Here is a 9,381-nt window from a genome sequence, read left to right as displayed (position 1 = left end):
CTGGCGCCTCGGGCCGCGATGGACAGCCCGCGCCCTGGTGTCGGCTGGCGATGGCAGGGGAGGCCTGCTGCGGGAGGCGGCGTTGCGCCGCTCTGCCCACGGCCGGTGAGGGCCGTGGCCACATGGCGGGCTGCCACCCTTCGGCCGGGGTGCCGCGCAAGCCTGTGATGCGACATTGAAAAGAGGAGCTGCTGCCTCTTGCTGGTTATGCGCTACAGGCCAAAAATGCTTGCAATGGCCTGCGCACCGGCTCAGGCCGATTCGATGCTGTCGGTGCTGAAGGTTGGGCCCTTGGTGCCGGGGACCCAGCCGGGGTAGGTTTCCATGATTTCGGCAAACAGCGCCGAATCGATCCAGCGCTGCAGCCAGTCCTGCAGGTGGGGCCAGGGCTGCTCGGCCCACTGGGCTTCATCGATGCGCGCAAACTGGCGCACAAAGGGACGCAGCGCCATGTCGGCCAGGCTGGGGTTCAGGCCGAACAGGTAGCCGCTCTCGGCCAGTTGCTCGTCCAGGGCGGCCAGCCAGGTGATGGCATCGGTCTGGGCCTGGTTGACCTCTTCGGCCGTGTAGCGCTCGGGGTATTTGCAGCGGTCCAGGGCTTGCTTGAAGAAACCGTCGTTGCGGCCGATCAGCGCCAGCATGTCGTCCAGCGTGCCCTGGGTGGGGGCCAGCCAGCCGTCCGGGTCGTTGGCGCGCAGGGCGTGCAGCATGATGTCCAGGCTTTGCTCGATCACGCGGCCGTCTTGCAGCACCAGCACCGGCACTGTGCCCTTGGGCGAGGCCTGCAGCAGTTCCTGTGGTTTGGCGCGCAGGTTGATTTCGCGCAGCTCGCAGGCCTGTCCGGCATGGGCCAGTGCCAGACGCGCACGCATGGCGTAGGGGCAACGGCGGAAGGAATAGAGCACGGGCAGGGCAGGCGCAAGGGTCATGGGAGCGACGGTGCTGGTGAAAACGCAGCAGGGTGGAAAGACAAGCTGCGTACTTTAAGTCCTCCGGACAAAGCCTGTATCGCGGCGGAGTAAGCCAGCCGTGCCCTGCCTGGGGTAAGCTCGCCCGCTTGGATGGTGTAAGCGAATGAAACACAACAAAAAAAATATAGCCCCGGCGCTCATCGCCTGGCTGCTGCTGTTGAGCCCCTGCCTGTTGGAGGGCGTGCATGCGAAATCCCTGGGCCTGTGGCTCCTGGCGGCGGTGCTGTGGGCCCCGTTGCTGCTGCTGCGACCGGTGCGCTGGGTGGTGGTGCCCGCCGTGTGGCTGCTGGGGCTGGTGAATGTGGTGCACGTGGGCTTCTTTGGCTATCTGGCCGATCAGTTCTTTTTGGCCACGGCGCTGCGCACCACGCCCAGCGAAACCTGGGAGTTCGTGCACACCCTGCCCACGCTGACCGTGGTGATGGCCTTGCTGTGGCTGCTGGGCTCCGGCTGGCTGTGCTGGACGCTGCTGCGCTGGCCCGCGCAGTCGCTGCGCCGCAGCCCGCTGCTGCGTGTTGCCTGCATCGCCAGCGCGATGGTGTGGGGCGGTTTCGCGCTGTATGGCGCCAAGAAGGGTTACGACGGCTGGGGCTACCTGAACAAGCTCGACCGGGTGTACCCGCTGCACATCGTCAAGGCCTACCTGCTGCACCGGCAAATCAATGCGGCCTTGTTCTACAGCCCGCGGCTGCCGGTGCCGCCGTCGCAGCCGGCCCCGGTGCAGACGCTGGTAGTGGTGATTGGCGAAAGCGCTTCGGCCCAGCGCTGGTCACTGCTGGGCTATGGCGGCGGCGACACCAACGCGCCCCTGCGTGACATCCCGGGGATCGAGGCCATCCGCGTGATGGCCCAGGGCTCGAACACGGCGGCCGCCTTGCCCTTCATGCTGACGGGCCTGTCGGCCAACGACAGCGTGCAGCAGCAGGCCCCCTCGTTCCTGGATGTGGCGCACCAGGCGGGCTTCAAGACCTTTGTGCTGACCAATTCGCGCTTCTTCGACAGCCAGGAAGACTTCTTTGTGCAGACCCTGCGGCGCTCGGCCGATGTCTACACCAAGGTGGGCGATGGCGGGGACGACGATGCGCTGACGGAGCCCCTGCGCCGTGCGCTGCAGGACCCCGCCACGCACAAGCTGGTCGTGCTGCACACCTTCGGCAGCCACCCGGACGTCAAGCACCGCTACCCTGCAGATTACGCCGCGCTGGAAGATGCCTATGACAACTCCCTGCACTACAGCAGCGCCTTGCTCGCCAAGTGGACGCAGCTGCTCGACCAGTCCTCCCGCCCGGGCAGTCCCTCCCTGCTGGTCTACAGCAGCGACCACGGGCTGGTGTTGCCACCGTGCAGCGAGGGCTATCGCACGGGCTTGAGCCGCAGCACGTTGGAGGTGCCGCTGCTGGTCTGGCGCAACCCGGCGCTGGCGGCGACGGCCGAGGCGGCAGGCATGCCCCGCTTCAGCGCGCAAGAGCGCGAGACGCCCCTGCATGGCAATTCCATGGTAGCCCAGCTGGTGCGCTGGGGCGTGGGCGATGGGGCGCAGCCGCGGCACCACTCGCCGCAGGCGCTCCAGTTCCAGGGGCGTGACTGGCAGGCGATTGCCCACGCGGATCGCTGCTCGCTGGAGTGAGCGTCATCCGTCCATAAAAAAAGGAGGCCAAGGCCTCCTTTTTCATAGCTGCTTGCGCAGGCTGGATCAGCCGCAAGCGCCGATATAGCCACAGGCGGTGCAGAACGAGCAACCATCCTTCTTGATCACGGCGTGGGCGCCGCAGTCGGGGCACTTCTTGCCGCTCATGGTCTGCGTGGCATCGGCCACAGGCGCCGGTGCAGGGGCTGCGCTGGTGCTGGGGGCGGGCTGGGCCTCGCCACGGTTGGCAATGATGGCCTGCACGGCGTAGGCCAGCAGGGCCACTTCGCTGTCGTGCCACAGTGGCACGCGGCTGCCGTCGGCCTTGTCCATCCAGCCGTAGCGGATGGGGCCACGGTCCCAGGCCACCTTGCGCAGGTCGTCCAGGGCCTTGTCCAGGAAGCCGCCGCGCGCGGCCAGCGACAGCGAGCGCATGGTGGCGGTGATCCACTGCTGGCTCTCACCGGTCTGGCCCACGGGCATGAAGAACTCGATGGGGCGCTCCACGCCGTCCACCAGCATGAAGCTGACCACCAGGTACAGGCGGCGCGCGCGTCGTGCGTGAAGTACTCAATCTTGTCGACCACGGCGTTCAGCGGGCCTTCGGGGCGGCGTTCCACCACGGCGGCGATGTTGCTGCTGTGGGTGCTGGCCACGGGCTTGGGCGCTTCGGCGGGCTTGGGCGGCTCCACGGACAGCACGGCACCCAGCGTGTCGTTGGGGCGGTAGGTGGCGCAGCCCTTGAGGCCGGCCTTCCAGCTTTCCATGTAGAGGTTCTTGAAGTCCTCGAACGGATAGTCGGCGGGGATGTTCACCGTCTTGGAGATGGCGGTGTCGATGTAGGGCTGGACCACGCGCATCATCGCCACGTGCTCGGCGGCGGTCATTTCCAGCGCGCTGACGAAGGCTTCGGGCAGGGGCGCATCGGCGCCGTGCATGGCTTTGAACACGCGGTAGGCGTGGTCTTCCACGGTGTAGTGGCTGTTGCCGCCATCGGCCGTGCGCTTCTTGCGGTTGTAGGTCCACGAGAAGGGCGGCTCGATGCCGTTGGAGGCGTTGTCGGCAAAGGCCAGCGACACGGTGCCGGTGGGCGCGATCGACAGCAGGTGGCTGTTGCGGATACCGTGGGCACGGATCTCGGCGCGGATGGCTTCGGGCAGGCGCTGGGTGAAGCCGCTGGCCAGGTACTTGTCTGCGTCGAACAGCGGGAAGGCCCCCTTTTCCTTGGCCAGTTCGACCGAGGCCAGGTAGGCGGCGTCGCGCATGTGGCGGGCGATGGTTTCGCCCTGCTGCACACCGGCGTCGCTGTTGTACTTCAGGCCCAGCATGATCAGGGCATCGCCCAGACCGGTGAAGCCCACGCCGATGCGGCGCTTTTGCTGCGATTCCTTGTGCTGCTCGGGCAGGGGCCAGACGGTGGCGTCCAGCACGTTGTCCAGCATGCGCACCTGGATGGCGACGGCGGCGCGGAAAGCGTCCACATCAAAACGGGCTTCGGGCGTGAAGGCATCGCGCACGAACTTGGTCAGGATGATAGGGCCCAGGTCGCAGCAACCGTAGGGGGGCAGGGGTTGCTCGCCACAGGGGTTGGTGGCGGCAATCGTCTCTGCGTAGTACAGGTTGTTGTCGTTGTTGATGTTGTCGATGAACAGGATGCCCGGCTCGGCGAAGTCGTAGGCCGACTTCATGATGCTCTCCCACAGTTCGCGCGCCTGCGCGGTGCGGTAGACCCACTTGCCGTCGTCGCGCTGGTAGGCGCCGGCATCGATCTGCAGGTCCGAGGGGGTGGCCACGTGCACCAGTTCCCAAGGGGCATCGTTTTCCACGGCCTGCATGAAGTCGCTGGTCACACCGACCGAGACGTTGAAGTTGTTCCAGCGGCCCTTTTGGCGCTTGGCGGTGATGAAGTCCAGCACATCGGGGTGGTCGATGCGCATCACGCCCATCTGTGCACCGCGGCGCGCACCGGCGGATTCCACGGTGGTGCACGAAGCGTCGAACACGTCGATGAAGGAGCAGGGGCCCGACGCGTAGGAGTTCGTGCCCTTGACCCGCGCACCCTTGGGACGCAGGTTGGAGAAGTCATAGCCCACGCCACCGCCACGGCGCATGGTTTCCGCGGCCTGCGACAGCGCGGTGTAGATGCCGGGGTTGCCGTTTTCGTCAAAGCCGTTGGTGGCGTCGGCCACGGGCTGCACGAAGCAGTTGATCAGTGTGGCCTTGGTGTCCAGGCCGGCGGCCGCCATGATGCGGCCGGCGCCGATGGCACCGGCTTGCATGTTTTTGAAGAACTTCTCCGCCCACTCGGCGCGCAGCTCCGGCTTTTCTTGGTCTGCCAGAGCCTGGGAGACACGTCGGAACAGGTCTTCGGCGGTGTGTTCGCCGGCAGCCAGGTATTTCTCGGCCAAGACGTCTTGGCTGATTGGTTGGGTGTTCAAAGAAGTCATTGCGTCTTTGCAGTAAGAAGAATGTCGAGACAGTCCTTGCACAAGCAAAAGCCATGCACAGGGAACGAAAAAAAAGAGGCCGGGCGTACTTGGCACGCCCGGCCAGGGGATCGGATTCGGGCTTGGTGGGCCCGGTTGGCGCCAGGGCCAACCAAGGTTAATTGGAACCCAAAATCCGAGCCACCGGCATGCGGGCGCTGCAATAGTGGGGCCCTGGTCGGGGCTATCGCAGCGGTTTCTGCACCGAGCACGGCGCGTATTCTAGTCAGGTTGGGAGTATGAAATTAATAGCAGAAAATCATGTATTCATGAGAATTTTGCTGCTATTTGTTGATAAGTGCTGTTTAAAATTTTTTTGCCGTTGATCGGTAAACGTCGGTTACAGCTTCTTGACCAGCACCTGGCTCTTGCGGTCCCAGTTGTACTTGGCCTTGCGCGCCTCGGGCAGCCAGTCCGGGCTGACCGGTTGGAAGCCCCGCTTGATGAACCAGTGCATGGTGCGCGTGGTCAGCACGAACAGGGTGTCGCAGCCCATGATGCGGGCGCGCTGCTCGATGCGTTTGAGCAGCTTTTCGCCGTCGCCCGTGCCCTGGGCCTTGGGCGAGACGGTCACGGCGGCCATCTCGGCGGTCTTGGCTTCGAGGTAGGGGTGCAGGGCCGCGCAGCCGAAGATCACGCCGTCGTGCTCGATCACGGTGTAGCTGGCGATGTCGCGCTCGATCTCGGTGCGGTCGCGCTTGACCAGGGTGCCATCGTTCTCGAAGGGCTCGATCAGCTGGATGATGCCGCCCACGTCGTCGATGGAGGCCTCGCGCAGCTCTTCCAGCTTCTCGTCGATGACCATGGTGCCGATGCCATCGTGCACATAGATTTCCAGCAGCAGCGCGCCATCCACCGCAAACGGCAGGATGTGGCTGCGCTCCACGCCCTGTTCGCAGGCGCGCACGCAGTGCTGCAGGTAAAAGCCCGTGTCCGTGGGCACCTGCGGCGCGGGCAGCTTGGCCAGCAACTGGCGCGCGGCGGCCAGGGGCAGCTCGGTGTCGATGGGGTTGTCATCGCTCTCGGGCGCCATCGGGTCGGTGCGCACGCCGGGCACTTCGGTCAGGAACAGCAGCTTGTCGGCTTTCATTTCGCTGGCCACGCGGGTGGCCACCTCTTCCATGCTGAGGTTGAAGGCCTCGCCCGTCGGCGAGAAGCCGAAGGGCGACAGCAGCACCATGGCCTCCGAGTCCAGCGCACGGCGGATGCCTTCCACGTCCACCTTGCGCACCAGGCCGGAGTGCATGAAATCCACGCCATTGACGATGCCCACGGGGCGGGCGGTCAGAAAGTTGCCCGACATGACGCGCACCCGGGCGCCGGCCATGGGGGTGTTGGGCAGGCCCTGGCTGAAGGCGGCCTCGATCTCGTAGCGCAGCTGGCCGGCGGCTTCCTGGGCGCAGTCCAGGGCCACGCTGTCCGTCACGCGGGTGCCGTTGTAGTACTGCGGCTCCTGGCCCTTGAGGCGCAGTTGCTCGTTCACCTGGGGGCGGAAACCGTGCACCAGCACCAGCTTGACGCCCATGGCCTGGATCAGCGCCAGGTCCTGCACGATGCCTTGCAGCTTGCCGGCGGCAATCGCCTCGCCCGTGATGCCCACCACAAAGGTTTGGTGTCGGAACTTGTGGATGTACGGGGCCACAGACCGGAACCAGGGAACAAAGGTGAAGTTGAAGACAGTGGACATGGGCGGCGAAAAAGCAGGCGTCAGAAGGGAAAAAAGGCTTGTCATTCCGTGGGGAATGCAAGCCAGTGCGAAGTGTAGCCGCGTGGATCAGGGTGCAGCGCTTTTTTGCGAGTGTGGTCGGATCGTGGATGGCGAAGCGTGCCGGCGTGCCGCGCCGCCGTGTTCAGGAAGCACGCAGGAACCACAGGGCCACCGAGGTGGCAAAGCCTGCCAGACCCGCGAGCAGCAGCAGGGGGCTGCCGTAATACACCACCGCCTGGAGCAGGGGGTGCAGGGCGTCGAACTCGGTCATTGCGGCCTCCTTGCAGAAAGCTGGAATCACTTCATCTTCCACCGCCGGGGCCGCAGCGCGCGGCGCCCGGTCTGAAGCCATGGTTCCACGAAGCGCGTGCCGGGGGAAGGGTGTCAGGCTAAAACCCTGGTGTTGTCAGGGTGTCCTGCCGATTCTCAAAAAAGAGAGCTTGATGCGCTGAATTCATCTTGGTTTGGAAAACAATTCGTTGTCAAAACCTTGATTTTTATGCGCTGAGCGCTTTTATTTTCATGGCGATGTGCCGGGCAGGGCTGGGTGATGGTGCAGCGGTCTGCTGCGGCAACTGGCTTGACAGCGCTCAAGCCTGGTCCATGGGTGCGAGAATTCCGCCCAGCGGTCTGTCGTACCGCCCTTGCACCGAGGGTGCCCAGCGTGCTGGAGCACCGATTAAACCGCCGAGCAATTCCGTCCGGCGGTGGCTTTTGAAACGGAAACCACATGTCCTTCTCTTCCCCACGCCGCTTGGTGATCAAGCAGGCGCTGCTTGCCGTGGCCGCCACTTCCGCGCTGGCCTCCTTCTCCACCTCCGCCGCCGAACAAGTGCTGCGCGTCTCGGCCATCCCCGACGAGGCCCCCACCGAATTGCAGCGCAAGTTCAAGCCCCTGGGCGAGTACCTGTCGCAGGAAACCGGCATGAAGGTCGTGTTCACCCCCGTGAGCGACTATGCCGCCGTGGTGGAATCGCTGGCCACTGGCAAGCTGGACATGGCCTGGCTGGGCGGCTTCACCTACGTGCAGGCCAAGATCCGCACCAAGGGCACGGCCAACCCCATCGTGCAGCGTGCCGAGGATGCGGTGTTCACCTCGCGCTTCATCACGGCCGATCCGTCGATCAAGACCCTGGAAGACCTGAAGGGCAAGACCTTCGCCTTTGGCGCACCTTCGTCCACCTCGGGCAGCCTGATGCCCCGCTACTTCATCCAGAAGGCCGGCATCAACCCCGAGAAGGATTTCAAGAACGTGGCCTACTCCGGTGCGCACGATGCCACCGTGGCCTTCGTGGCCGCCGGCAAGGCCGACGCGGGCGTGCTGAACACCTCGGTGTGGGACAAGCTGGTCGAGACCAAGAAGGTCGACCCCGCCAAGGTGCGCGTGTTCCACACCACGCCCGAGTACTTTGACTACAACTGGACCGTGCGCGGCGACCTGGACCCCGCCATCACCAAGAAGCTGACCGAGGCCTTCCTGAAGCTGGACCCCGCCAAGCCCGAGCACAAGGCCATCATGGACCTGCAGCGCGCCTCCAAGTTCATCCCCTCCAAGCCCGAGAACTACGTGGGCATCGAAGAGGCCGCCAAGGCCGCAGGCCTGCTGAAGTAAGCCGGTGGTCGCAGCGCCGCCGCGTGGCCTGCCCGGTGCAGGCACGTGGTGGCGTGCTGCGCATATTTAGCAAAATTGGCGGACAGCGCGCATCCATGTTGCGCTGAAAGCTACAGTTTGCAGAGCATCTGTATGAGTTTTTCATTGCATGGCCTGGGCTTGACCCATGCCAACGGCCATGTCGCCCTGGCGGACATCGACCTGCAGGCGCAGCAGGGCGAAAGCATCGCCCTGATCGGCCCCTCCGGCGCGGGCAAGACCAGCCTGCTGAACACCATCGGCACGGCGCTGCAGCCCACTGCGGGGCAGCTGACCGTGCTGCAGCAGCCGGCCTGGGCGTCCGCCGCCGCGCTGCGCGCCTTGCGCGCGCGGATTGGCACCGTGCACCAGTCCGCCCCGATTCCGCCGCGCCAGCGCGTGGTGACCGCCGTGCTGGCGGGCAAGCTGGGCCAGTGGCCGGCGTGGAAGTCGCTGGCCTCGCTGCTCTACCCCCAGGACCTGCCCGGCGCGCGCCAGGCGCTGGAGCGCGTGCACCTGGCCGACAAATTGTTCGTGCGCTGCGACCAGCTGTCCGGCGGGCAGCTGCAGCGTGTCGGCATCGCCCGCGTGCTGTACCAGGAGGCGCAGCTGATCCTGGCGGACGAGCCGGTGTCGGCCCTGGACCCCACGCTGGCCCTGGACACCGTGCAGCTGCTGGTGCAGGAAGCCAAGGCCCGCAACGCCACCCTGGTGGCCAGCCTGCACGCGGTGGAGCTGGCGCAGCAGTGCTTCGAGCGCCTGGTGGGCATCCGCGGCGGACGCATCGTGTTTGATCTGCCGGCCCGCCAGGTCACGCCGGCCCAGTTGCAGGCCTTGTACGCCGCCGAGGGCCTGCAGGCGCCGCAGTCACTGGATCTGCCGCACACCGCGGCCGCCAGCACGCTGGCGGCGGTGCGCAGGGGCTGCTGATGCCGGCGCTGCAACGGCCTTTGTCCGAC

At 65.6% G+C, this 9,381-nt stretch carries 7 protein-coding genes and 1 pseudogene; 3 read left to right on the top strand and 5 right to left on the bottom strand.

Going from position 1 to position 9,381, the window contains the following annotated elements:
- Positions 1-251: 251 nt before the first annotated feature.
- Positions 252-929, bottom strand: a complete 678-nt coding sequence (locus SJH88_RS17230; protein ID WP_274755195.1) for a glutathione S-transferase — start codon at positions 927-929, stop codon at positions 252-254.
- A gap of 145 nt (positions 930-1,074) precedes the next feature.
- Between SJH88_RS17230 and SJH88_RS17225 the strand changes: the two genes are divergently transcribed.
- Positions 1,075-2,598 (top strand): sulfatase-like hydrolase/transferase, encoded by a 1,524-nt coding sequence (locus tag SJH88_RS17225; protein ID WP_274755194.1) that lies wholly within the window; start codon positions 1,075-1,077, stop codon positions 2,596-2,598.
- A gap of 66 nt (positions 2,599-2,664) precedes the next feature.
- On the opposite strand, the pseudogene SJH88_RS17220 reads toward SJH88_RS17225, so the two are convergent.
- From SJH88_RS17220 to SJH88_RS17205, 4 genes and pseudogenes are all read right to left on the bottom strand, one after another.
- Positions 2,665-5,045, bottom strand: a pseudogene (locus SJH88_RS17220) (adenosylcobalamin-dependent ribonucleoside-diphosphate reductase).
- 379 nt (positions 5,046-5,424) lie between these two features.
- Complete coding sequence (gene argA, locus SJH88_RS17215; RefSeq protein WP_154163923.1) at positions 5,425-6,771, bottom strand: amino-acid N-acetyltransferase; 1,347 nt, start codon at positions 6,769-6,771, stop codon at positions 5,425-5,427.
- Between the two features lie 163 nt (positions 6,772-6,934).
- A complete protein-coding gene (locus tag SJH88_RS17210; RefSeq protein ID WP_267970562.1) occupies positions 6,935-7,063 on the bottom strand; it encodes a hypothetical protein in 129 nt (42 codons plus the stop codon).
- Positions 7,064-7,218: 155 nt separating this feature from the next.
- Entirely contained in the window at positions 7,219-7,386 is a 168-nt protein-coding gene (locus SJH88_RS17205; protein WP_154163924.1) for a hypothetical protein, read from the bottom strand.
- A gap of 136 nt (positions 7,387-7,522) precedes the next feature.
- Here SJH88_RS17205 and SJH88_RS17200 point away from each other — a divergent pair, with 136 nt between their 5' ends.
- Both SJH88_RS17200 and SJH88_RS17195 read left to right on the top strand, forming a co-directional pair.
- Entirely contained in the window at positions 7,523-8,404 is an 882-nt protein-coding gene (locus SJH88_RS17200) for a putative selenate ABC transporter substrate-binding protein (protein ID WP_274755193.1), read from the top strand.
- Between the two features lie 132 nt (positions 8,405-8,536).
- Positions 8,537-9,352: a phosphonate ABC transporter ATP-binding protein gene (locus SJH88_RS17195; RefSeq protein WP_274755192.1), complete on the top strand. Its 816-nt coding sequence runs from the start codon at positions 8,537-8,539 to the stop codon at positions 9,350-9,352.
- Positions 9,353-9,381 lie beyond the last annotated feature (29 nt).

Source organism: Comamonas sp. GCA5, from assembly GCF_036541385.1.
Classification (GTDB): domain Bacteria; phylum Pseudomonadota; class Gammaproteobacteria; order Burkholderiales; family Burkholderiaceae_C; genus Comamonas; species Comamonas aquatica.
Note: the sequence above shows the minus strand (reverse complement) of the source record. Positions and strands in the feature narration are given on the sequence as shown.